The organism is Streptomyces sp. AC627_RSS907 (assembly GCF_019049165.1).
The window spans coordinates 1-583 of sequence record NZ_JAGMUE010000043.1 but is presented as its reverse complement, the minus strand read 5'-3'; the positions used below and the strand labels follow the sequence as shown (position 1 = coordinate 583).

1 protein-coding gene is annotated in these 583 nt (G+C 68.3%); it reads left to right on the top strand.

The genetic code is table 11. From position 1 onward, the window contains the following. Position 1: 1 nt before the first annotated feature. Positions 2 to 520: a hypothetical protein gene (locus KUM32_RS11970; RefSeq protein ID WP_217141833.1), complete on the top strand. Its 519-nt coding sequence runs from the start codon at positions 2 to 4 to the stop codon at positions 518 to 520. Positions 521 to 583: the final 63 nt, after the last annotated feature.

Below are 583 nucleotides of genomic sequence, written 5' to 3'. Positions count from 1 at the left end.
GATGGATACCGGCCACATCCTGCTCGCCGAGTATGAGCAGGTCAAGCAGGAGCAGCGGGCGCGCATCGGCTTCCGCGACAACCTCATCTACGCGACGTTCGGGACCATGGCGGCGGTGATCGGCTCGACCCTGGCGCGCAGCGGCCACCTCGACATGCTGCTGTTGCTGCCGCCGCTGTCGGTCATCCTGGGTTGGACCTACCTGGTCAACGACGAGAAGATCTCGGCCATCGGCCGGTACGTCCGCAACGAGCTGGCTCCCCACATCAAGGAGCTCACAGCAGAGCGCGCCGACGTTCTCGGCTGGGAGGCCGCGCATCGGCATGACGCGCACCGGCGCTCCCGCAAGCGGATCCAACTGGCCGTGGACCTGCTGACGTTCTGCGTCGCGCCCCTCGCGGCCATCGCCGTGTACTGGCTGCTCGGCCCGGTGCGGTGGCCGCTGCTTCTGGTCTCGTTGGCGGAGACGGCCATGGTGCTCGGGCTCGCCTTCCAGCTCGTGCGCTACGCCGAACTGTGACAGTCCCGCACGGCGGTCGTTGGACCTGCTTTCTCGGTTCGGCCCGGGTGCCAGCCCCAGGTC